A 23,213-nucleotide genomic window follows, 5' to 3' on the forward strand; every position below is an offset into this window, starting at 1 on the left:
AAAGGAGATACATAAACATGTTAATAGAAGTTATTGCAGACACCCTAAGTGATGCGCTAATTGCCCAGGAAGCCGGCGCCGGCAGAATTGAACTGGTAACCGGGCTCGCAGAGGGAGGTCTGACACCAGGTTATGGCGTCATTGAAAGAGTGTGCAAGGAATTAAAAATCCCAGTGAATGTAATGATTCGTCCGCACAGCCGCGGGTTTTGCTATTCGGAAGAAGACATTGACATTATGATTCAGGATATTAAAATATGCAATAAATCAGGAGCGGCAGGTGTAGTGTTTGGCGTTCTTACACCTGACCAACAAGTACATAACGATCATTTAAAGCGGCTAATCGATGCAGCAGATGGAATGGACATTACCTACCATCGCGCCTTTGATGAGGCCGGTGATCAATTTGCAGCTTTGGAAAGTCTAAAGCAGTATCCGCAAATTTCGAGGATCCTTACATCCGGCGGCCGAAAAAGTGCTGCAGATGCAGCAGAAAGACTAAAAAGCCTGCATGATCTTACAGCAGATAGTCATATAAAGATCATGGCGGGTTCAGGTCTTTCAATTGAAAATATCAGATCATTTTTGGATGTGGTGCCAGTCTCTGAAGTTCATTTTGGTACAGGAGTCCGTGTAAAATCCAGCTATGAGCACGCGATTGATCCTGAGAGAGTGCTAAAGGTAAAGAAAATAATCGGTGCATAATGTGAAAAGGGCTTTAGCGGAATGCGACCTGATGAGTTATGGGGTATTGTGTGTGAGGGAGTTTTTATCACATAATAATATAAGAATATTGCCATTAAAAAAGACAGGGAAATCACCTGTCTTTTTATATTACGAAAAAACCTATAAAAATAAATTAAACCGCATAAGATTTTAGAAGATAACGTTCTATAAACTCAGCTAATCCATCATTTTCGTGGTGCTCTGTAACAAAATCAGCTGCTGCTTTAACCTTTTCGCTGGCGTTCCCCATTGCCACACCAGTACCGGCATGACGAAGCATCTCTATATCATTGGGGCCGTCTCCAATGGCTGCAACTTCATTGGGACTAATTTGAAATTCAGCAAGTAAGCTTTTGATAGCAGCCCATTTGGAAACATCTGGAGCAACCAGCTCAAACCCGTCATCCCAATCGATGACCCCTGCTTCCGATTTAAACAAAGCGGATAATTCAGGACTTGCTGCACCTGTTCGAACACTATATTTAAGAACATCCTGATAAGTTGCCTGTCTTAAATCTCCAATATACTGCGGCGGAATTTTCCCAACCTTTGTCCAATAATCGATTTCTTCGTTCGTTTCCTTACAAAATAGCCCAGTTGCTGTATGGATTATTACATTGCATGGACTTTCTGAGGTCAGATGGTGAAAGCGTTCTTCATTCAATCGTACGGTTTTTATTTGCGTAGCCCTTCCTGTCTCTGCATCGTGAATAGCGGCACCATTCAAACAAATCATAGGAGTTTGTAATCCAATTTCTTTATGGTAGGGAGCGGTTACTTCATAATGTCGGCCAGTGGCTAGAAACACCATGACTCCCTGATCTATGAGCCGATAAATGGCTTCCTTATTTCTTTCAGAAATGTAATTTGAGGCTTTAAGGAGTGTACCATCCATATCAATAAATATTGCACGCATATTCATTTATACTGCCTCCTCATTCGTTGTTAAACCAATCATATCCTCTGAATATTAATGCCAGGTAAACTCAGTGTATAGATTACGTGTTTTTTTGAAGCAGAAAATGCTTCTTCAGGATAAAAATGTTATTTCATTAACAGGGGTTTAAGAAGAAGTGATCGGTCTTTTGATTAAGGTTAAATTTTTGCTGTGCCTAACTTTCACAATGAATAGAGGGATAGACTATGAATATTATTCGTGCTTGTGAAGCAAAAGGAAATATAAGAAATGAGATGAGTGTTATTTTTGTAGACGGCTTCTATCAATGGCTGCATTATTTTTCAAAGGATAAAGCTAAACTTTACAGGACATTTGTACATATGTTTAATACAGAGGTCTTCTATACAGCTACAGTTGGCAATCATATTACGGCTATAGCCGCCTGCACAAACAATATACCTTCAGTGAAATTGAAATATAGTGAATGTATAAAGCATCTTGGTTTAATCATGGGAAGTATTGCTTATATCATTCTCAAAAAAGAATTTGAGAAAAAGCAATATCCCTTTCAAATATCTGAAAATATGGGTGCAATAGAGTTTGTAGCAACTTCGGTTAATTATAGAGGACAGGGTGTGGCGACTGAACTGCTAAAATCGATAATGGATTCAACTTCATATTGCGAATATGTTCTAGAGGTAGCAGATACCAATACAAATGCAATCAAGCTTTATGAAAAACTGGGATTTGCAGAGTTTATGCGTATACCTCAAAAGCATAGTGAAAGAAGTGGTGTCAATAATCTTGTCTATATGAAGCATTTGAAGAAGAAAGAAGTTGATTCCCTGGGGCCTATCCTCTGATGTGATGGCTAATAGACGAGCTGAGAAACCCTAATGCTGTATATTTGATTTGAAACCATTTATATAAAAATAGAAAAGGAATACTGTCAGGTTTATTTCCACGAAAAAGAAGCTTAATAGAGGTAAAGTAAAGACATCAATTATACTTTGCATGGAATTCGATTAAAAAAATATTTCTAAGAAGGAGATTATTATCAATGGCATCTGTATTCAAAGAAGAGATACTCTATCGGATTCAGATTAGGACCCGTTAGCTCATTTTTTTGTAAGAGTCTTTTATTTTACTTAATAGGGTCATAGAAAAAGAAAAATAAGGAGCGGTGGTTGCAGTGATTAATGGCTGGATTCTTACACTTATTATCTTGCTGATTATAATCCTTTGTCTTTACTTTATTACCAGATATAAAAAACAAGCGGTTCAGGTATTTACTTTGGAGAGTTTTTTAAATGCACATCACTGGAATGAAAGTGCAGATACAAATAAAAATATACTGGATTCTATTAAAGGATTTTTTGATGAAGCCGAACATGCTGGGAACGGCGATGAGAGTAATACAGAAGACAGCGATGATGGAGGAGATGGCGGGGGAGAATGAGTGCCGGCAGTTTACCGGGAATAACCTAGACCATGAGTTCCAAGGTACCCAATTGTGAAGGGCTTTTGGTCCCGGTGTTTGAAAAAGCTATGTTATATTTTCATGAACTTTCTTAAAAGAAGGTTAATGTATGTAAAATAATGGATCATGACCTTCTATTTCCGTGCAGATTCTTCTATGATTACTACTGTAACAAATATAGCAGCCAAGGAGGAATTGGAAATGAAAAAATGGTTATTAGCTATGATGGCAGTTTTAATGATTACAGGTGTGGCTACAGGCTGCAACAATGAAGATGACACTGACGAGACTAACACAGAGGAAACTGAAGATACGGGAACAGAAGAAGGCACTGAAGAAGGAACTGAAGAAGGATCTGAAGAGGAAACAGAGTAAAGATTCAAATTCAAAGAAAGTGCGCCTTTTGGGAAGGTGCACTTTTCTTTTGGAAAAACAGCTTTTTAAACAGGTTGTTTTAGCAAACTCGATTTTTCGGCTTCATGGAGCCTTCTTGACGACCATTTTCTTCTCGCTACACGATTTTTCGGCTACTTGAAGCATTCATGGCGATCCTTTTCTTCTCCCTACACGATTTTTCGGCTTCATGAAGCATTCATGACGACTATTTTCTTTTCGCTCCTTACTTTTTCGGCTTCATGACAGCCCCAGGGCGACCGTTTCCTCCTCGCTCCTCGATTTTTCGGCTTCAAGAAGCCTTCATGGCGACCATTTTCTTTTCGCTCCTCACTTTTTCGGCTTCATGACAGCCTCATGGCGACCGTTTTCTCCTCGTTGGTTTTTGTATATCATTTACTGAGTTGATTCTAGCGAAAGGTGCGATATCCTCGAAAATGCTATCGCATTTTCTTCGTGCGGTGATTATTCTTGGATGCTTACTCAAAGTCCTGCGGGAGTAGCGGGACAGGTGAGACCCCGCAGACGCGCAGCGTCGAGGAGGCTCACCGCCCGCCCCGCGGAAAGCGAGCAGCCTAGAGCGGAAATCAGCGGACAACATTGATAGACGAAAAACAACAATTTATACGAAAATAGCCTTAAACAATGTACAAATAATTCCATAAGTAGTTTGACGAGACTGGCAGTTCCGTGCTACATTAATTTCATAATACAAAAAGGTGTGGTGAAGTATGTCGGTAGTAGGTGTCAACTAATTGTTATTAGTTGAATAAGGTGTTTATTTTCTGGTTTTAGCCAGTTTATTAAGAATGCCTTTTTTCAAACATCACTTGTTTGAATACCTGCTACAAGACTGCTTCCATTTCTATATATTCGTGTAGCTTTAGACACTAAGCCTGCTTTAGGGATTAGTTTGTTTATGCCTGTTCGAAATATACGCCCGCGGAAGCTTTCTGCCCAATTCAAATTGGCGGTGGGGAAGGCTTTTGCGGGCTATTTTATTTGGAATGAGGCAGAGAGAATGAATCAAATGACTTTTGAGAAATTACAATACCACGAATTGAAGAATAAAGTGAAACAGCATTGCGTCAGCAGTTTAGGGAAAGAGCTGATCGACCGGTTGCAGCCGAGCTCGAATATGAAAGCCGTCCGCAATCGATTAAATGAAACAAGCGAGGCTCGAAGGCTGCTGGACGCCGAAAAGCATCTGCCATTAACCGGCATTTCCAATATCACAAGCCATATTGAAAAATTGGAAAAAGGCATCATATTAACTCCATCAGAGTTAAACGCTGTATCCGATTTTTTAAGAGGCTGCCGGAAAATCAAAAAGTTTATGGCTGATAAAGAATTTTTTGCGCCAGTCCTGTACACTTATGCGCTATCTATGACTGAATTTAGAAATATCGAAGAAGAGATCTTATATGCGATTAAAGGAAACATGGTTGATTCTGGTGCCAGCAAAGAGCTGAAACGAATTAGAAACCACATTGCGAAAACAGAAGGAAAAATCGAAGAACGATTGAATAAGTTTTTGAGAAGCGGAGCAAATAAGGAATACATCCAGGAATTCTATATTAGCAAGAAGGATGACCGCTTCACGATCCCGATAAAAGCATCCTTTAAAAATCAAGTAGCGGGAACAGTGGTTGAAACATCCTCGAAAGGGTCGACTGTTTTCATAGAGCCTGATGCAGTTTCAAAGCTCAATGTTGAATTGGCGATGCTAAAATCGGAGGAGTCGGTAGAGGAATATCAAATATTAGCCACGCTTTCCGGAGCGATTCTTGAAGCCATTCATGAGATCCGCATCAATATTGAATGCATCAGCCAGTACGACATGATTTTTGCGAAAGCGAAGTACAGCAAAAGTACGGACGCCATTGAACCGGAGATTAATAATCATGGGTATATCAAATTAGTAAGCAGTAAACACCCTTTATTAGAAGGAAACATTGTCCCGCTGGATTTTGAAATCGGGAAAGATTATAGAAGCTTAGTCATAACAGGCCCAAATGCAGGCGGGAAAACCGTCGTCTTAAAGACAATCGGAATCCTCACTCTGGCTGTCATGTCCGGGTTTCATATTATGGCGAAACCGGGAAGTGAAATCGCCATCTTTGATCATGTGTTTGTTGATATTGGAGATAATCAAAGCATAGAGAACGCCCTGAGCACGTTTTCTTCCCATATGAAGAACATTTCAGAGATCATGAGTGCTTCCACTAATAATACGCTGCTGTTATTCGATGAGATTGGCAGCGGAACAGAGCCGAATGAAGGGGCCGCTTTAGCCATTGCCATTTTAGAAGAGTTTTATCATATGGGATGCATCACGATTGCCACTACTCACTACGGTGAGATTAAACGTTATTCTGAAATGCATGATGATTTTATGAATGCTGCCATGTTATTCGACAGTGAGGAATTGAAGCCGATGTATAAGCTCTTAATAGGTGAATCAGGAGAGAGCAATGCGCTTTGGATTTCCAGAAAGATGAATATCCGCGAACATGTCCTGAAGCGTGCGCAAATGTATATTGAAAACAAGGATTATAATCTGGAAGCAGTAAGAGAGAACAGAATAAAGAAGCCAGTGATTGAAGTGAAGCAGATCATGGAAGAATATCATTATGAAATCGGTGACCGGGTAAAATGGATCAGCCAGGATGATTACGCCATTGTGTATGAGCCAATAGATAAATTTAATAACATCAAGCTGTTCTATAAAGATGAAATAGTGGAAGTGAACAGTAAGCGGATTGAATTGGACATTAAAGCAAGCGAGCTTTATCCAGAAGGATATGATATGAATACCTTATTTACCAGTTACCATGCACGGAAGCTGCAGCATGATCTGGAAAGAGGATCGAAAAAGGCATTGAGAAGGGTGCAAAAGGAGATTAGAAATAGAAAGCAGGAATAGTATCTAATGGTAAGAAGGCGATCCTCGATTTTGGGGGAAATCGCCTTTTTTGTTTTGGATAATAGTTATCCAGCATTTTATTAAGAAATAATACTACTTAGTCAAATCATTTACCTCATAGGCAGCTCGTATTCCGGATTCGATTGCCCCTTGAACCCAGGTCCGGGTTTTGGATGTGTGCTCTCCCGCAAAATGGACACGCCCCTCAGATGAAACAATACCGGGAAACAATTCGGTTTCCTGTCCAGGTTCAAAGAATGAAAATCCGCCAGCGGCATAAGGATTCAGTGCCCAGCTGTATGAAGCTCCTGCAACAAATTGGCTATAAACGATATTACCGTAAATCTCCGCCAGGTTTTTTAGTGCATATTGAATACGCTTTTCCTCCGGCTGACTATCCCACGTATGAGCCTCATCCGCCCAGGTATAGCTGGCAATTAGGATGGCAGGGCCGCTTGTGCCAACCCCATAACTTGGAAGATAGGTAAATCGAATCGGCAGGTCCGTAATGGTTTTCCCGCCCAGCTGGCCTGCTTTTTCCCAGAATCGGGACTTAAACTCAATGGCAATTTTGGTTGCTGCCATATAATTGATCTCGCGAATGGATCTGCGCTTATAATAGGAAAATGAATGAAAGGGCTGAATATCTACAAAGCGCATAACGGAAAATGGGATGGTCACAATGGCAAGGTCCCCTGTAATGATGTAAGTCACCTTAGACTCTTGATGGGTTACTTGAATAGCAACACTGTTTGGATCCTGAATAATTCCAGTCATTTTTAGATCGAAGTGAATATTATCTTTCAATTGAGGAAGAAAAGCCTTTGGCAATCGGTCCATTCCGCCAGTAATTTCATAATAAGATCCAGGAGAAGTGAATATTATCAGCTCACGTAAAACTTCAGTGAAAGACATGCCCATAAATGCCTCCAAGTCCAGAAGCACACCGATCATGTCAATTGCACCTGCTGAAAAATACGTGTTTAATATAAAGCCAAACGAGTATTTTTCATATTGTTTTTCGAGAATTGGCCAATTTCTTGCCGGGTCTTTATTGACAAAGTCAATAAAAGGCTGGACGACTGTAAGCAGAAGCTCTTCAGCCGATTTTCCTCTCTCATTAGGATGAATGGGGAAATTTAATATGCCTGGATAGCGTTCATACACCTCAAGCCGTGTTTTGATGCCATTTGCGTAAAGAATATCCATAGGGTTGCGGTTTATAAAAACATTTATAGGGAGCTTGAATTTTTTTATATAGGATAAAGTCAGCGAATGGATATGAGGTATCCTCATTGGGCCTGCGTTAAAGTATAATCCTTTGCTGAAAGGGGAGCGCATAGTATAAACACGGCCGCCTATTCTGTCATTTGCTTCCAGAATGGTGATCTTATGCCCGGATTCCTTTAATAAAGAACCTGCCACCAGACCAGCCATACCTGCACCAACAATGACGATATGCTTTGGCGACTGTGTCTTACGAAGGCCGTGATGAATCACATTCAGCATTTGATCATTCGTTAATTCCGGCTTTTTCTTCCAAGTCATCTCTCCGCCCCTTTGCAATAGGATTCATTGCAGTATATTCATCTGCATGAATCACTATGTGCATAAGAGGAAAAGGGACTGCTCAGTCCAGGAGTGATTACAAACTTCTTAGGAAATGAAAATCCCGCTTGCAATGAATAACCCGGCAGCAATCACACCGCCAATCGCTGAAATCTTCAATTTATACCGGGCATAATCTACTAAATCCATATCGAGAATGGAAGCAGTGGTAATGGTCGTATCTCCGAGCGGTGAGGTTAACGCTCCGAATGCCCCGCTTGCGAATACCGCTCCAACGGTAAGCGGAATGGAGGCACCAGTCGAAACCGCCAGGGTAATTCCAAGCGGCATGAATAATCCCCAGGTTCCCCATGAGCTTCCTATAAAGTAGCCTACCACAGAACCGAGTACAAAGATGGCTGCTGGAGTCAGGAAGGCAGGCAGGAAGCTTCCCAGTGAACTCCCAATGAATTCGGAAAATCCAAGATCCTCCGCAGCAAGGGTCAGCGCCCAAATAAGAATGAGCAGACTGATCGCTTCCATCATCTGATTGCCTCCATCATAAAAATGATAAAGAATTTCGTTCATCTTCTCCCGTCTAATTATGTAAAAAATAAAGGTTAAAACGAGGGTAATAAAAACAGCGAGCAGCATCACAAATGTTGCATCTGCCATGGAAAAGGCCTCGAATATTGTATTTGCGCCCTGTGCCATCCCATCCTGCCATAACAGGAACAAAGAAAACGCAAGCAATAAAACCACCGGGAAAATTAAATGCCACGGCTGGGCTTTTACAAGTGATAATTCCTTCTTAATTCCCTTCCGGTGGAACTCATGCTCTTTTTCCTCCAGATCTGTATGGGTTTGCTCCTGCCCTTGCTTTGTTCTTCGCGGCCAAAATGTCTGAACAATACCGATCAGCAGCATAATGATCGCGTAAAAGTTAAACAAAATACTTAATAAGAAAATCTCATATGCCGACATACCCAGGTTCAGCCCGCTGATGCCGCCTTCAACCAAAGATACCATGAAGCCTACAAATGCAGTTGCAACCGGAAGCAGCACAATCACCGATTCCGTTGAAATATCGAGAGTCATGCCCACTTTTTGCTTGGACAAATTCATTTTTTTAATCAAGGATTTGATAATGGGCCCAATCATCATAATCCGGAACATCGGCATCATGAAGGTAAAAGGGAGGGTGATCCAAATAAACACCAGAAGTCCCCTTTCTGACCGGATCCGTTTTCCGGCCCACTCTGAGAAACCCTTAATGCCACCGGCAATATTCATCATTCCGACAAGGCCTCCGAACAAATATAAAAACCCGACAATTTTAATATTCGTTTCATCCGAAAGCGTTGTCACAATATAAGCAACCGATTGCTCCGTTCCAGACAGTAAATCTGCCGAAACAATAATGGAGCCAACAAGAATGCCAACAACCAGTCCTGGCAGGATGTTTTTCAGCCAGATGGACATTCCGATTACGATTAAAAATGGTATGAGCGATAGCCAGGTGTTATTCAAGTTTCTGCCCTCCAATGAAAATGCCATTACTTATTTAGTATTGCCAGGGAAGAGAGGTAAATTCCTGAAATTTGACCGCAAAATGATACGTTTTTTCCTGTAGTGAAGGGTACTGTAAGCTATTAGCAGGTACATCCTTTTTTGCTTTAATAAATGAAACCCACTAATATGGGTGTTTGATTCAGTAACAATCCCCCATCACGATACATATTTTGATGAAGAGAGTATTCGAAGAACTGATGGGTTCATGATTGATTTCTGATGTTCTTCGTTATGCCCCTTTATGTTGCGGGCACATCTTATTAAATATATACGGAGGTATGGACATGAATGATTTTCAAAGAGATCTTCAAATGTTGAATGTTGGTGATTTCCATGCGAACGAGGCGGTTCCTTGGGATCAAAATCAATACTATATGGATCAGGCTCGGCAATGCGGTGGTTTTGGCGGCGGTTTTGGCCGCTGTTTTAGCTGCTTTTTCTTCTTCTGTTTCAACTGCTTTAACTGTTTCAACTGTTTCAGATGCTCTAATTGTTTTAGGTGCGGAGGTCGCTGCGGACACCGTTGTGGCGGCCGCTGCGGTGGTTAATAACCATGAATCTATAATACAATCCCGGCTGGATAGCAAAAGGAAATCCCCTGCATTTTGCAGGGGATTTTCTCTTGAAGGTTAGACATATGAGACAAATCCCGGTACATAGGATTATAGAGAAAGTAATGTTTAATAAATAGGAACAGTTTACGGGTAAGGAGGCGCGAAATGAAAAATTTGACCCCTTCTATGCGGCTGAAGGTAAAAAGGGACACGTTTTTTCTCCCGGATCCAAATAAGGGTGTGTATTTTCGGAACAATGAAAGCTCCTTCCAAATGGAAGGCAGCATGATCGATCAGTGGGTTCAAAAGCTGATGCCAATGTTTAATGGTGGCTATACCTTGGGGGATTTGACAGCAGGTTTGCCGGGCCCGCATAGGGATCGGGTGTTTGAAATTGCAGAAGTGCTGTATCGGAATGGCTTTGTTCGGGATGTAAGCCACGACCAGCCTCACCAATTGCAAGATCATGTTCTTAAAAAGTTTGCTTCTCAGATCGAATTATTGGAAAGCTTCGGTGATTCAGGTGCATACCGATTCCAGGCCTACCGGCATTCAAAAGTGCTGGCAGCAGGATCTGGCCCTTTTTTTGTTTCCCTGGTTTCATCGCTCATTGAGTCCGGATTGCCTAAGGTTCATATGCTCATAACGGACCCTGAATCGACTAATACAAAGCGGCTGAAGGATATTGTCGCACATGCCAGGCAAACAGATCCGGAGGTTTCTGCAGAGGAGATAACCCTCGGCAGTGAGGAAGATCATACCTTGGAGGAATTGATACAGCCGTATGATTCTATTTTATATGTGTCGGAAGCAGGAAATGTAGAGGAGCTGCAGGCTATAAATGCCGCTTGCAGGAAAGAGAAAAAGATATTTCTTCCTGCAGTTTTCCACAAACAGGCTGGTATGGCAGGTCCGCTCGTGCATCCGGAATCAGAAGGGTGCTGGGATTCTGCCTGGCATCGCGTACATCAATCCGCGTTTTGCGAAGACAAGGAAGTGCACACCATCTCCTCTACTGCACGAGCCATGCTGGCTAATATGATCGTGTTTGAATTGTTTAAAGAGGTTACGGGATTGCTAAGTGCTGAACAGAGAAATCAGTTTTTCCTGCTGAATCTGGAGACGCTTGAAGGTAATTGGCATTCCTACCTGCCTCATCCGCTATTGACAGGAAATACAGCTGTAGAATGGATTCAGGATGTTGATCAGAGGATCGGACATAGTTCCGACAGAACTAAGCCAGACAGTTTGTTTCTCTTTTTCAGTCAATTGACTTCCAAAGAGTCAGGTATTTTTCATAAATGGGAGGAGGGAGATTTAAAGCAGCTTCCGTTAGCGCAATGCGAGGTTCAGGCAGTCGATCCGTTGTCAAAGGGACCGGCAGAGCTCCTGCCGAACATTGTCTGCACCGAATTGAGCCATACGGAGGCACGCCGGGAAGCGGGACTGACCGGAATAGAAGCATATGTGTCAAGGATGGCTGGACAGCTTGCTGCAGCTCAGCTTCCGCCGGGATTTGCTGGTGTGGGTGCAGGAGAAACATTTGCAGAGGGAGTTTTACGCGGGCTGGATAGGTGTTTGGAAGAGGAACTGGCTCAGTGTCAAGAGATTCAGAAAGCCGTTGTTCCGCTGCATTTGAGTGCAGTAGAAGATGAACGCTGCAGGTACTATTTGGACGCATTGACAACGCTGCATAGAGCACCGAGAATCTGCCAGGGTGAGGAAGTGGCCGGTTTCCCTGTGGTCTGGGTCGGTACGAACGATCGCTGGTTTGGCAGTGTTGGCTTTAATAGAACATTAGCTCTGAGGAAAGCGCTGCAGCACGCGATTATACAGGTGCAAAACGACATGAACAGACATAAGGCAACTGCCGTGGAAGTGTCATCTGTGCTTTTGGAAGAAAAGGAGCCTCAAAGTATTGTCATCCCTCCGTGTGAAGAGAAGGAACAATCCCAGGTTTTGCTGTCTGCCAGACAGGTGCTGGAAGAGAACAGCAAACGGCTCTTAGTCTGTGAATTTTCGTTCGAACCATTTTTAAAAGAGAGTCTCGCAGGGGTGTATGGGGTGTTCATACGAGAGGAGGAATCGCAGTGAGTGCTGTCGTAGTAGTTGTCGGAGAAGGACTGCTGGCGGACAGCGTATGCAAAGAACTGCCCGCAGAATATAAGGTAGTTCGTCAATTGAATTTCGAGCCAGAACTGCCGGGCGGGACTGATTTGATTCTGGTGCTGCACGATACCTGGCTGCCAGCCGTTCATAAAAAGGCGGAAGAGGTGTCACGGTCATCAGGTATTCCCTGGCTGCGGGGCTTTGTGTCATTTGGAGAGGGTGTGATTGGACCATTCGTTCACCCTTCCACGCCGGGGTGCTCACAGTGTGGAGACATGCGAAAACTCCTGGCAGGGCGTGACCGGGAAGAGATGTGGGAACTGCAGCAGAGACTCGAAGGGAGCAGCGGATTAGAGCGTGATGCCTGGGCATCGCGGACGGGACTCTTACAGATGTCTTACCTGCTTTTGTCGGAGGTGCAGAGGGTCCTGAAGGGCAGCTTGGAGGATTTGGATCGGCGAATGTTTTTGGTCAGCCTGAAAACACTTAAAACCTCTTGCCACCACATACTGCCCGATTCATTGTGCCCAGTCTGCAGCTCCCTGCCTGAAGATTCACAGGAAGCTGCGCGAATTATCATGATGCCAAGTCCAAAAATAAGCGCAGACAGTTACCGCTGCCGCTCGTTGGAAGATTTAGATCAAACGCTCGTCAGAAATTATTTGGATCCGCGGACTGGATTATTAAATGGTAAAATGTATGATTTCACACCTCCGTTTGCGGATGTAGTGGTTAACCTGCCGCTGTTTAGAGGGGACGAAGGCGTGGCAGGCCGCACTCATTCCTATAAGGTGAGCGAGCTGACAGCCATTTTGGAGGGGCTTGAGCGTTCCTGCGGCATATCGCCCCGTGGAAAGAGGACAGCAGTCTATGACAGTTTCCGCAACTTGGAAGATCGGGCTCTTAATCCTGTAAAAGTAGGTGTGCATGCAGATGAACAATATGCACGGCCGCACTTTCCATTTAAAAAATTTGATCCTGATATCCCGATGAATTGGGTATGGGGTTATTCGTTTTTGCAGGAGCGCCCAATTTTGGTTCCTGAGCTTCTTGCTTATTACAGCTTGGGCTGCGGGAATGGATTTGTCTATGAAACGTCCAACGGGTGCGCACTGGGCGGCAGCCTGGAAGAGGCGATTTTCTACGGAATTATGGAAGTGGTGGAGCGTGACTCATTCCTGATGACCTGGTACGGACAGCTGGCCCTTCCGCGTCTTGATCCTTATTCCTCCAATGACCGGGAATTACAGCTGATGATTGATCGGGTCAGGACAGTAGGGGGATATGATCTGCATCTGTATAACGCGACAATGGAGCACGGAATTCCAAGTGTTTGGGCGATGGCGAAAAACAGGAAGAAAAAAGGATTGAATCTCATTTGTGCGGCCGGAGCCCATCTAGACCCGATACGAGCGGTAAAAAGTGCGGTTCACGAATTGGCTGGGATGATGATGACACTTGACGATAAATTAGAAGAAAACAAGAAGGAATTTTTGGGAATGCTGCAGGATTCTTCCCTCGTCGGGAAAATGGATGATCATGGGATGCTTTACGGTTTACCGCAAGCGGAAGAGCGCCTGAAGTTTTTGCTGGATGAAAATCGTCCGTTCCGAACATTTTCCGAGGAGTTCAATTGGGAGGAGAGACATGCAGACCTGACAGAGGATCTGCAGGACATCCTTCAGGCATTGCACCGGCAAAAGCTTGATGTAATAGTAGTGGATCAGACAACACCTGAAGTAAAGCGGAGCGGGCTGCATTGTGTCAAAGTGCTGATCCCAGGTATGCTGCCAATGACATTTGGACACCACCTGACACGTGTAACAGGGCTTGAGAGGGTGTTAAAGGTCCCAATGAAACTTGGATATGCAAAAGAACCGCTTACAGTTGAACAGCTTAATCCGCATCCCCACCCATTTCCATAAGGCCTGACTTGGAGGTAAACAGGATGAATCTAGATACATTTCTGCACAATTTGCATTTTGATATTGACCAGATAAGCCCGCCAGATTGGGAAGTGGATTGGGAAGATGCACCGCTTGCCTATAAGCTATACCGAGGCTTGCCAGTTGTACCCCTTTCACAGGAGGTTCCCCTTTCCTTTAAAGAATGGGAGGCACCGGCAAAGCCTGACCTTAGGAGAATTGGTCATTTTCTTTGGTATACATTCGGCGTTAATCAGTTTAGCCAATCTGTCTCTTCAACTGGTTCCAGTGAAGGTGCCGATGGGTTTATGCAGTCGTTTCGGCGGTCCGTACCTTCTGGCGGAGCGCTGTATCCTAACGAATTATACATGTTTCTGAAAATAGATGATTTACCGGTGGGGATATACCATTATGATGTACTGCACCACCGCCTGGTGCTGCTGCGCAAGGGGAATTTCGATTCATATATAGCCCGTGCTCTTGGCAATCGCTGTGATGTGTCATCTTGTTTTGGGACTGTGTTTGTGACGACCATGTTCTGGAAAAATTACTTTAAATACAATAACTTTGCTTACCGTCTGCAGGGCTTGGATGCAGGTGCAGTGATTGGACAGTTATTGGAGGTTACAAAGAGGTTTGGGTTTGCAGCGGGAGTTTACTTCCAATTTCTTGATCGTGCCCTCAACCATCTCCTTGGACTGTCTGATCAGGAAGAGAGCGTATATGCCGTTATCCCGCTGTCAGTTGAACCGACCAGCTGGGCTGCGAACAGAAGCAGCAGGGACGGAATGGCCTCTGCCTCCGAATTGTGTGAGGAAGTAACCTCTATTCAGACTAATGAATGGGTCAGGTCAAACAGAGTGAAAGAATTTCCGATGTTAACCAGCATCAATAAAGCGTCCATGCAGGAATCAGCTAAATCGTTTCGTCAAATCACTCCTCATGAGACCAATTGTGAGGGCCGGCCTGTGTCTCTTCCTCATGTAAATAGGATATCGTATGATTTGGCGTCAGTCTGCCGGAAGCGATTTTCACCGGACATGGATTTCGTTTCAGGAAAGGTTAGCCAGGATCAGCTATCTGCACTGCTTAAGGAGGCGGCCGAATCCTGCTTGTATCGAAACGACTTAGATATGGCACTTGAAAACCGTGCGTCACGTGTAACTCTATTTGTGTGTTTGAATAATGTCGAAGGGATTCCGGATGGAGCTTATTATTACGACAGCGATGCTCATTCACTAAGGGAGCTTAATCCCGGAGATCATCGCCTAGCACTTCAATACGGAATGCCTGCTGGCAATGTGAATCTGTACCAAGTCCCGCTCTGCTTTCATGTAGCAGGAGATAAAGATTTCCATAAAACAGAAATGGGCTACAGAGGCTATCGAATCCAGCAAATGGAAGCAGGAATGCTTGTGCAGCGGCTGCTTTTAGCTGCTACAGCCCTTGGGATGGGCGGGCATCCGCTACTCGGATTTGATGCGAAAATGTGCGATGAAATTTATAGGATGGAATCACAGGGAAAAACTAGCCTTATCCAAATCCCGATTGGCTTCTACCGGGCACGTCCATGGCTGAGGGGGAATTTAATTAGCTAGGTGGAGTGATGATATAGGAAATTCTAATTCACGAGTGGAATAACTTTTTAAATAATAGAATGATTCAATTAGGATGATAAAGAATATTTACATGTTCTATAAAATTGATATTTTTAAATAATTAAGGCTCCTGTTTTTGAATGGAAAATTCAATAACAGGAGCCTTATATCATTTTGCTTCGCAGAAATTTATTAAAGGGTAACCCTTTCATATATAGAATATTTATTATCAACAAAAATTAATCGATTTTTTAGGAGGCTCTCATGGACAAAAAGCTTTACAGAAGATTTGATTTTCCTGAAACAGGAATTAATTTGTATGAAAGCAAGCATCTCAGAGGCAAGTTTGTGGCTGAACATTATCATGATCATTTTCAAATTCTCTATGCGCTTGAAGGTGAAGGGGAGATTACCCTTGATGGAAAGGCTTATAATTTTTCTAAAGATAAGGTAGTGCTGATTACTCCAAACTGTGTTCACTCTATAAAAGCGACTACTAAAATGACAGTTTTGGTTCTTGCATTTTCAGTACCTTTGCTGAAAATTACCATGCAAAATGAATTGCTTTCTTTAATTCAGAAAAGCGCCCGGTATTTTGAACTTGATTTATATACGGCAAGTGAAATTCGGCCGTTAATTAGAAAAATGCTGTATGAGCAAAAAAATGGGGACTTATTTGGAAAGCTGTCCATGCCTGTGTATCTGATTGAAATCATCATTCACCTTCTGCGTCAGCAGAATTTTTCATTTGTTCAGGATGCGAATGATATTCGATCCATACAAATGAAGGAATACATAGAGAGGCATTATTTCAATAATATCACGGCAGAAAGTCTGTCTGCTGTGTTTGGAATCTCAACAAGATACATGAATGATATTTTTAAGAGGAAGTTTAATGATACCCCCCTGCAATATCTTCAGAAGGTAAGGATTAACCATGCAAAGGAATTGCTGCTCCAATCTGATCAGGATATCGTATCCATTTGCTTTGAGGTTGGATATGAAACATTATCAACCTTTTATCGTACTTTCAGAAATCTGGTGGGGATTTCACCGAATAAATTCCGCTTGTCCTCGCAGTCAGCTTCAGATGTTTCAGATACCGTTTCCTGATGGCCTATCTCCAAAATTAAGAATTTTTCTCTCAATCTCATAAGACAATAGTTGAAAGAAAATTCAAAATAGTAAACAAGAGAGAAAAATATTTTATTTAGGAGGGCCAAAGGGACATGAAAAGAAAATGGGGATTATTTTCAATTTGTATTCTGATGCTTGCTATGTTTACAGCTGGCTGTGGAAATTCAGGAGCAACAGGGGGAAGCGGCAAGGCTGAAGAAAAAGGGGAATATGTTATAAAATTTGCACATGTTGTAAGCGCTTCAACAGCAAAGGGCAAAGCTGCCGAGAAGTTTAAAGAGCTATTGGAGGAGCGGACAGACGGCCAAATTAAAGTGGAAGTCTTCCCGGATTCCCAATTGGGAGCTGACAGGGAAATCACGGAACAAATGCAGTCTGGAACCATTCAGGTGAACGCTCCTTTTACTGGCGTTTTGCCCGCCTTTGTTAAACAATTTGAAGTGTTTGACCTGCCCTATTTATTTAAAGATCGTGACCATGTGAAAAGCGCTGTAAATGGAAAAGTGGGTGAAATTTTCAACCAGCACCTGGAGAAACAGGGTCTTCGTGCCTTGGGATATTGGGACGGAGGATTCAAGCATCTGACGAATTCCAGGCAAACGATTCAAAAGCCGGAGGATCTGGATGGCCTGAAGATGCGTGTTTCCCAAAGCCCGCTCTTAATTTCCCAGTTCCAGGCGATGGGCGCAGGCGGAGTTTCCATTGACTTTGCGGAATTATATACAGCTCTTCAAACCAAAACGGTTGATGGGCAGGAAAATCCTTTAAGCAATATCGTCAGCAAAAAATTCTATGAAGTCCAGGATTATTTAACTTTAAGCAGTCATGGATATATGGCTTATCCGTTATTAATCAGTGAGCAATTCTATCAGAAGCTTCCTGCAGATCTTCAGAAAGCTGTTGATGAAGTATCTGCTGAGGTAACGGATTGGCAATGGGAACAATCTGCTGCGGATGAAGAAGCTTATATGAAAACGTTAGAAGAATCCGGTATTGAAATTACCGAACTGACTGAATCGGATAAAGAGGCATTTATTGAGGCTACTAGTGAAGTTTATGAAGACTTTAAGAAAGTGGAAGGCGGCCAGGAATTGCTGGATGCCATAAAGGACGCCGAAATAAAGTAGAGCTGTAAAAAATGACAATCAAGGACGGCTGATGGCCGTCTCTTTTTCAAGAAGGAGGGATCTTCATTGCAGAGAATCAATCACATTTTGAATTATTTTGAAGAATATGTGGGAGTTATTTCCTTAATCTTTACTTCATTGCTTGTGTTTGTCCAAGTGGTGCTCAGATACTTTTTCAATTATTCGCTTTCCTGGTCAGAAGAGGTGGCCAGGTACTTGATAGTATGGTTTGTATTTATAGGGAGCAGCATTGCTGTCAGGGAAAAAGCACATGCCACAATGGATGCTCTTGTTACTTATTTGCCTGATAGAGGAAAAAAAGTCTTTTCAACGATTGCCAATCTAATTTCAATTGTTTTCTGTGTCTTTTTAATTTGGTCAGGCAGCGGAATCGTTTCCAGTGTTATCGAATTCGGCAGTGTTACACCGGCTACCGGAATGCCGATGTTTATCCCTTATCTGGCTCTCCCGGTAGGTGCAAGCCTGATGATGATTCGCTTTCTGCAGCTTTTAGTTCAGGATGTTAAAAGCTTACGTTCAGTAAACGAAACCATTATTCCTCCAAAAGAGGAGGCTCCAAAACTATGATGCTATTAATCATCTTTCTGCTTCTTCTATTATTGGGGGTTCCAATTGCAATTTCCATTGCGTTAAGTACGATTGTCGTCATCCTTCAAAGCAATGTCCCGATGGATACATTGGCGAGGACCATGTTTTCTGGAGTAGATTCCTTTTCACTAATGGCCATTCCTTTCTTTGTATTTGCAGGAGATTTAATGCTGGCAGGGGGAACATCCAAGAGATTAATAGATTTCACGAAGAAATGGGTCGGATGGACAACCGGAGGCCTGCCAATTGCAGGGGTGCTATCGTCCATGTTTTTTGCCGCCCTTTCAGGTTCAAGCCCTGCAACGGTTGCGGCGATTGGGGGCATCATGATCCCATCTTTAAAGGAAGCGCGCTTTTCCGAAAAATTCTCGGTTGGATTAATGTGTGCATCCGGATCGCTCGGCATCATCATCCCTCCCAGTATAACGTTTCTAGTCTATGGCTCTGTTGCGGAGGTTTCAATCGGCAAATTGTTTATTGCCGGAGTCATACCGGGAATCTTCATCGGACTGATTCTTATGACTGTCGGGTATGTTATTGCAAAAAAACAGGGACATAAGCCAGACCCAAGACCGACAGGAAAGGAATTATGGAAATCAACGGTTTCTGCCATCTGGGGAATTTTGATGCCAGTGATCGTCCTTGGGGGAATTTACTTTGGTGTTTTCACCCCGACCGAAGCCGCGGCGGTCGCGATTGTATACAGCATGATTGTCGGATTTTTCATCTATAAGGAACTGACTTTTAAGGAATTATTTGCCGTTACAAAAAGATCAATTGTAACGTCTGCCATGATTATGCTCGTCATTTCTGCATCGAAGGTATTCAGCTGGTATTTAACCTATGAACAAATTCCTTCTACCGTTGCAGGGAAATTAATAGAGTATGCATCAACTCCTTTTGTTTTCTTAATTCTTGTCAATATTATCCTGCTGATCGTGGGAATGTTCATGGATTCAAGCGCAGCAGTGCTGATTCTTGTCCCGCTGTTTTTGCCGGTGGTGCTTGAAATGGGAATAGATCCGATTCATTTCGGCGTTATCATGATTATCAATCTGGCAATCGGAATGCTGACTCCGCCATTTGGATTGAATCTATTTGTGGCCTCAGGCATCAGCAAAATGTCGCTGGCTGGTGTAACACGGGGTACCATGCCGTTTATATTTGTGCTGATTGCAGCACTAATGGTGATTACGTATGTGCCACAGCTTTCTCTATATTTAGCAGATTTTGTTTACCAATAATATTCTTCATTTTCGCCTCTTCCAAAAGGAAGGGGTGTTTTTTTGCCATTAATCTAATAGATTTTCCCTCTTATCTCCGATATTGCAAAAAGCCTTCCGATATGGATGAGATAATCCTTTCAGAAATTTTTAGAATAAAAGTAAGCTAAACAACAAATTACTTGGCTTTATAGTCAAAAAGGAGGAAAAGAGTTATGGCAGTTAAGAATATCGGAATTATTATGAACGGTGTGACCGGAAGGATGGGAACCAATCAGCATTTAGTGAGATCTATCGTGGCAATCCGCGAGCAAGGCGGGGTGGAGCTTGCGAATGGGGATGTTATTATGCCGGACCCCATTCTTGTTGGAAGAAACAAAGATAAACTGCAATCGCTTGCTGAAAAGCACAATATAAGCCGATGGAGTACAGACCTGGATGAGTGCCTGGCTGATCCGCATAATGTGATCTATTTTGATTCTCAAACCACCGTCCGAAGGGCGGATGCCATTCGGAAAGCAATAAAAGCTGGAAAGCACATTTACTGTGAAAAACCAACTGCCGCAAGTTTGGAAGAATCTATTGAACTTGCCAAGCTCGCTTACGAGGCTGGCGTGAAAAATGGAGTAGTTCAGGATAAATTATTCCTGCCTGGACTATTAAAATTAAAAAGACTGATAGATTCTGGTTTTTTCGGCAAAATCCTATCCGTTCAAATGGAATTTGGCTACTGGGTATTTGAAGGAGACTGGCAGGCCGGACAGCGTCCATCATGGAATTACCGGAAGGAAGATGGAGGCGGGATTATTGTTGATATGTTTGCCCATTGGCGATATGTCCTTGATAACTTATTTGGAAATGTAGAATCTGTTTCCTGCCTGGGTAAAACCCATATTCCTAAACGGGTCGATGAGAAAGGCAATACGTATGTATGCACGGCCGATGATGCTGCATATGCAACATTTGAGCTCGAAGGCGGCATTATTGCACAGGTGAATTCTTCCTGGACTGTCCGGGTTAATCGGGAAGATTTATTAACGATACAAGTAGATGGCACTCACGGAAGCGCAGTAGCCGGTTTAAGAGATTGCAAGATTCAGCATCGCATCAATACACCAAAGCCTGTCTGGAATCCTGACATTGAGAATCCTTTTGCATTTACAGAACAATGGCAAACAGTTCCGGATAACCAGGTTTTTGATAATGGCTTCAAGGTCCAGTGGGAGCTGTTTTTAAAGCATATTGCAGCCGGCGAACCGTTTCCTTGGGATTTGCTCGAAGGTGCCAAAGGAACTCAGCTGGCTGAACTAGGGCTTAAATCGTGGGAGGAACGGCGCTGGATTGATGTACCGGAATTAAGCCTGGAGGTGAGAAAGAATGGTGAAGCAGTTAACTCTGCCAGATAAAAACGGCAAGTCATATGAATATCACGCCGGGAATAATAAAGCTTTCATCCTGCCGGAAGGCCCTTTCAAAAGCAGGATCGCCTTTTCAGCTGCACATGTGGTTTGTGATCCTCTTACAGATTCCGATCCCATTTTAAAGGCAAAGATCGACTGGGAAAACACTTTAGCATATCGAAGACATCTATGGTCTATGGGTCTCTCGGTGGCAGAGGCAATGGATACGGCCCAGCGCGGTATGGGTCTTAATTGGGAGCACGCAAAGGAGCTCATTCGCCGATCGGCTGCGGAGGCTAAAGCAGAAGGCGGCAGGATAGCATGCGGAGCCGGGACAGATCAGCTGCTCCCTGGCCCTTCCGTCACCTTAGCGGATGTTCAGGCTGCCTATGAGGAGCAATGCGAATTTGTAGAACAGCATAACTCGCAAATCATCCTGATGGCAAGCAGGGCACTGGCAGATTGTGCTCAAGGCCCTGAGGATTATGAGAGGATTTATGCCAATATTCTAAGACAGGTCTCTAATCCGGTTATCCTTCACTGGCTTGGCGACATGTTCGATCCATCCTTAAAAGGATACTGGGGCTACAAGAATCTGGATGATGCAATGGAGGTCTGTCTGAATGTCATTTGGGATAACAAAGACAAAGTCGACGGAATTAAAATTTCCCTTCTTGATGCTTCCCGTGAAATTGAAATGCGCAGGCTTCTTCCTCCAGGTGTAAAAATGTATACCGGCGATGATTTCAATTATCCTGAATTGATTAAAGGGGATGAACACGGATACAGCCATGCCTTCCTGGGGATTTTTGACGCCATCGCACCAGCGGCAGCTGCAGCCCTGCATGCTCTGGATGAAGGTGACTATGAATCCTATTATGCCTTATTGGAAAAAACAGTCCCGCTGTCACGTCATATTTTCCAGGCTCCAACTTATTCCTATAAAACAGGTATCGTCTTCATGGCATATTTAAACGGGCACCAATCCCATTTCCGCATGATTGGCGGGGCTGAGAGTGCAAGGTCAATCGTGCATCTGTCGGAACTGTTTGTATTGGCAGACAAGGCCGGACTGCTGTCGGACCCTGAGCTTGCTGCAGAAAGAATGAAGATGGTATTGAATTTAGCGGGGATCCGTCAGGAGGAGTATTCCAGTGGAAAACTATGAGCGTCTTAGTCTGAATCAAATTACGACAGAGCAATGGAGTTTAAAAGAAGCCATCGAGGGATGCGCCCGGGCGGAAGTTCCCTGGATCGCCCCCTGGCGGCATAAGGTAGAGGAGTTGGGCTTAAGCACAAGCAAGCGGCTGATCAAGGATGCCGGATTAAAGGTTTCCAGTTTATGCAGAGGCGGCATGTTCCCGGCTGGAACTGCATCTGAGAGGCAAAAAAGAATTGACGATAATAAAAGAGCGGTGGAAGAAGCGGCCGAGCTGGGGACGGATGTTCTCGTTCTGGTCTGCGGGCCGTCTCCTGACCGGGACATTGTATCTGCCCGGCAAATGGTCGAGGAAGGAATCGCCCAGCTGGTTCCTTTCGCGGAATCGCATGGGGTGAAATTAGGAATCGAGCCGCTGCACCCTATGTATGCGGCGGAACGGTCGGTGGTCGTTTCAATGGACCTTGCTAACACTCTCGCGGAAGCATACAGGCCTGAACAGGTCGGAGTGGTTGTCGATGTCTTTCATGTATGGTGGGATCCGGACTTATATAACCAGATCAGCCGGGCCAAAGGCCGAATCCTGGGCTTCCATGTTTCCGATTGGCTGGTCCCCACTCTAGATATGCTAAAGGGGCGGGGAATGATGGGCGACGGTGTAATTGAAATCAGCCGCATCCGCAAGGCTGTAGAGAAAACAGGCTACTCCGGGCCTATTGAAGTGGAAATTTTCAATGATCAAATCTGGAGCCAGCCTGCCGATGATACATTAATTCAAATGAAAGAGAGCTACTTGAAGCACGTGTAGTAAAAAATGAAGCGACTATATT

At 43.6% G+C, this 23,213-nt stretch carries 19 protein-coding genes; 16 read left to right on the forward strand and 3 right to left on the reverse strand.

The features are described 5' to 3' along the window. Positions 1-17 precede the first annotated feature (17 nt). Positions 18-704 carry a copper homeostasis protein CutC gene (locus tag QUF73_01785; protein MDM5224933.1) on the forward strand — a complete coding sequence of 229 codons (687 nt, stop codon included), beginning with the start codon at positions 18-20 and terminating at the stop codon, positions 702-704. A gap of 154 nt (positions 705-858) precedes the next feature. On the opposite strand, the gene QUF73_01790 is transcribed toward QUF73_01785, so the two are convergent. Beyond that, a complete protein-coding gene (locus QUF73_01790) occupies positions 859-1,647 on the reverse strand; it encodes an HAD family hydrolase (protein ID MDM5224934.1) in 789 nt (262 codons plus the stop codon). Positions 1,648-1,868: 221 nt separating this feature from the next. Here QUF73_01790 and QUF73_01795 point away from each other — a divergent pair, with 221 nt between their 5' ends. The 4 genes from QUF73_01795 to QUF73_01810 all read left to right on the forward strand — a co-directional run bounded on the left by QUF73_01795 (position 1,869) and on the right by QUF73_01810 (position 6,422). Then, positions 1,869-2,486, forward strand: coding sequence for a GNAT family N-acetyltransferase (locus QUF73_01795; GenBank protein ID MDM5224935.1), 618 nt, complete (start codon positions 1,869-1,871; stop codon positions 2,484-2,486). Between the two features lie 329 nt (positions 2,487-2,815). Then, complete coding sequence (locus QUF73_01800; GenBank protein ID MDM5224936.1) at positions 2,816-3,082, forward strand: hypothetical protein; 267 nt, start codon at positions 2,816-2,818, stop codon at positions 3,080-3,082. Positions 3,083-3,304: 222 nt separating this feature from the next. Continuing rightward, on the forward strand, positions 3,305-3,478 hold the full coding sequence (locus QUF73_01805; protein MDM5224937.1) for a hypothetical protein: 174 nt from the start codon (positions 3,305-3,307) through the stop codon (positions 3,476-3,478). A 1,039-nt stretch (positions 3,479-4,517) separates the two neighbouring features. Further along, complete coding sequence (locus QUF73_01810; GenBank protein ID MDM5224938.1) at positions 4,518-6,422, forward strand: endonuclease MutS2; 1,905 nt, start codon at positions 4,518-4,520, stop codon at positions 6,420-6,422. Between the two features lie 93 nt (positions 6,423-6,515). Here QUF73_01810 and QUF73_01815 read toward each other — a convergent pair whose 3' ends face one another. Together QUF73_01815 and QUF73_01820 are read right to left on the reverse strand one after the other, a co-directional pair. After that, entirely contained in the window at positions 6,516-7,970 is a 1,455-nt protein-coding gene (locus QUF73_01815) for a flavin monoamine oxidase family protein (GenBank protein ID MDM5224939.1), read from the reverse strand. Positions 7,971-8,078: 108 nt separating this feature from the next. Next, entirely contained in the window at positions 8,079-9,500 is a 1,422-nt protein-coding gene (locus tag QUF73_01820) for a Na+/H+ antiporter NhaC family protein (GenBank protein ID MDM5224940.1), read from the reverse strand. Positions 9,501-9,853: 353 nt separating this feature from the next. Between QUF73_01820 and QUF73_01825 the strand changes: the two genes are divergently transcribed. The 11 genes from QUF73_01825 (at position 9,854) to QUF73_01875 (ending at position 23,191) form a co-directional block, all read left to right on the forward strand. Beyond that, complete coding sequence (locus QUF73_01825; protein ID MDM5224941.1) at positions 9,854-10,090, forward strand: heterocycloanthracin/sonorensin family bacteriocin; 237 nt, start codon at positions 9,854-9,856, stop codon at positions 10,088-10,090. Positions 10,091-10,261: 171 nt separating this feature from the next. Further along, the gene (locus QUF73_01830; GenBank protein MDM5224942.1) at positions 10,262-12,190 is read left to right on the forward strand and encodes a putative thiazole-containing bacteriocin maturation protein; all 1,929 of its coding nucleotides are present in this window, start codon (positions 10,262-10,264) and stop codon (positions 12,188-12,190) included. After that, positions 12,187-14,130, forward strand: a complete 1,944-nt coding sequence (locus QUF73_01835; protein MDM5224943.1) for a TOMM precursor leader peptide-binding protein — start codon at positions 12,187-12,189, stop codon at positions 14,128-14,130. The genes QUF73_01830 and QUF73_01835 overlap by 4 nt, the downstream gene beginning before the upstream one ends. A gap of 23 nt (positions 14,131-14,153) precedes the next feature. Beyond that, complete coding sequence (locus QUF73_01840; protein ID MDM5224944.1) at positions 14,154-15,728, forward strand: SagB family peptide dehydrogenase; 1,575 nt, start codon at positions 14,154-14,156, stop codon at positions 15,726-15,728. Between the two features lie 264 nt (positions 15,729-15,992). Next, complete coding sequence (locus QUF73_01845) at positions 15,993-16,841, forward strand: AraC family transcriptional regulator (GenBank protein MDM5224945.1); 849 nt, start codon at positions 15,993-15,995, stop codon at positions 16,839-16,841. 116 nt (positions 16,842-16,957) lie between these two features. Beyond that, positions 16,958-17,992 carry a TRAP transporter substrate-binding protein gene (locus tag QUF73_01850; GenBank protein MDM5224946.1) on the forward strand — a complete coding sequence of 345 codons (1,035 nt, stop codon included), beginning with the start codon at positions 16,958-16,960 and terminating at the stop codon, positions 17,990-17,992. 66 nt (positions 17,993-18,058) lie between these two features. After that, complete coding sequence (locus QUF73_01855) at positions 18,059-18,580, forward strand: TRAP transporter small permease (protein ID MDM5224947.1); 522 nt, start codon at positions 18,059-18,061, stop codon at positions 18,578-18,580. After that, on the forward strand, positions 18,577-19,845 hold the full coding sequence (locus tag QUF73_01860) for a TRAP transporter large permease (GenBank protein MDM5224948.1): 1,269 nt from the start codon (positions 18,577-18,579) through the stop codon (positions 19,843-19,845). The genes QUF73_01855 and QUF73_01860 overlap by 4 nt, the downstream gene beginning before the upstream one ends. 194 nt (positions 19,846-20,039) lie before the next feature. Next, on the forward strand, positions 20,040-21,230 hold the full coding sequence (locus QUF73_01865; protein MDM5224949.1) for a Gfo/Idh/MocA family oxidoreductase: 1,191 nt from the start codon (positions 20,040-20,042) through the stop codon (positions 21,228-21,230). Continuing rightward, the gene (locus tag QUF73_01870; protein MDM5224950.1) at positions 21,202-22,392 is read left to right on the forward strand and encodes a dihydrodipicolinate synthase family protein; all 1,191 of its coding nucleotides are present in this window, start codon (positions 21,202-21,204) and stop codon (positions 22,390-22,392) included. The genes QUF73_01865 and QUF73_01870 overlap by 29 nt, the downstream gene beginning before the upstream one ends. Beyond that, on the forward strand, positions 22,379-23,191 hold the full coding sequence (locus QUF73_01875) for a sugar phosphate isomerase/epimerase family protein (GenBank protein MDM5224951.1): 813 nt from the start codon (positions 22,379-22,381) through the stop codon (positions 23,189-23,191). Before QUF73_01870 ends, QUF73_01875 begins: the two co-directional genes overlap by 14 nt. Positions 23,192-23,213 lie beyond the last annotated feature (22 nt).

Origin of the sequence: Cytobacillus sp. NJ13 (assembly GCA_030348385.1) — a bacterium.
GTDB lineage: Bacteria > Bacillota > Bacilli > Bacillales > Cytobacillaceae > Cytobacillus.

Bases quoted from the DNA above. Each gene is read 5' to 3' on its own strand.
- QUF73_01790 (MDM5224934.1), bottom strand. From the start codon at position 1,647: ATGAATATGCGTGCAATATTTATTGATATGGATGGTACACTCCTTAAA.
- QUF73_01805 (MDM5224937.1), top strand. From the start codon at position 3,305: ATGAAAAAATGGTTATTAGCTATGATGGCAGTTTTAATGATTACAGGT.
- QUF73_01785 (MDM5224933.1), top strand. From the start codon at position 18: ATGTTAATAGAAGTTATTGCAGACACCCTAAGTGATGCGCTAATTGCC.
- QUF73_01810 (MDM5224938.1), top strand. From the start codon at position 4,518: ATGAATCAAATGACTTTTGAGAAATTACAATACCACGAATTGAAGAAT.
- QUF73_01870 (MDM5224950.1), top strand. From the start codon at position 21,202: ATGGTGAAGCAGTTAACTCTGCCAGATAAAAACGGCAAGTCATATGAA.
- QUF73_01850 (MDM5224946.1), top strand. From the start codon at position 16,958: ATGAAAAGAAAATGGGGATTATTTTCAATTTGTATTCTGATGCTTGCT.
- QUF73_01845 (MDM5224945.1), top strand. From the start codon at position 15,993: ATGGACAAAAAGCTTTACAGAAGATTTGATTTTCCTGAAACAGGAATT.
- QUF73_01860 (MDM5224948.1), top strand. From the start codon at position 18,577: ATGATGCTATTAATCATCTTTCTGCTTCTTCTATTATTGGGGGTTCCA.
- QUF73_01795 (MDM5224935.1), top strand. From the start codon at position 1,869: ATGAATATTATTCGTGCTTGTGAAGCAAAAGGAAATATAAGAAATGAG.
- QUF73_01840 (MDM5224944.1), top strand. From the start codon at position 14,154: ATGAATCTAGATACATTTCTGCACAATTTGCATTTTGATATTGACCAG.
- QUF73_01865 (MDM5224949.1), top strand. From the start codon at position 20,040: ATGGCAGTTAAGAATATCGGAATTATTATGAACGGTGTGACCGGAAGG.
- QUF73_01815 (MDM5224939.1), bottom strand. From the start codon at position 7,970: ATGACTTGGAAGAAAAAGCCGGAATTAACGAATGATCAAATGCTGAAT.
- QUF73_01825 (MDM5224941.1), top strand. From the start codon at position 9,854: ATGTTGAATGTTGGTGATTTCCATGCGAACGAGGCGGTTCCTTGGGAT.
- QUF73_01830 (MDM5224942.1), top strand. From the start codon at position 10,262: ATGAAAAATTTGACCCCTTCTATGCGGCTGAAGGTAAAAAGGGACACG.